The sequence below is a fragment of the Aliirhizobium wenxiniae genome, assembly GCF_019511445.1.
Lineage (GTDB): Bacteria > Pseudomonadota > Alphaproteobacteria > Rhizobiales > Rhizobiaceae > Neorhizobium > Neorhizobium wenxiniae_A.
Genome location: NZ_JAEUAN010000126.1, coordinates 1 through 255 on the forward strand (window position 1 = coordinate 1; position 255 = coordinate 255).

The 255-nt window shown below is 62.7% G+C and carries 1 pseudogene; it reads left to right on the forward strand.

The features are described from left to right. A pseudogene (locus JNB91_RS30585) lies at positions 1-255 on the forward strand (IS21 family transposase); the annotation flags it as partial.

The window sequence follows — 255 nt, forward strand, 5'->3', positions numbered from 1 at the left end:
CAGTCGGTTCTGCGACCTGTTCCGCGGCTTTGAGCGGCGTCTGACGCCCACGATGCGGCAGGTCCACATTGCTGGCGACAAGGTGTTCGTCGATTATTCCGGCAAGAAGCTGCCTATCGTCGATCGCGAGACCGGCGAGATCCGCGAGGCGGAGATCTTTGTCGGCGTGCTCGGCGCATCAAGCTATGCCTTTGCAGAAGCCACCTGGACCCAGACCCTGCCGGACTGGATCGGCTCGCACGTGCGCATGTTCGC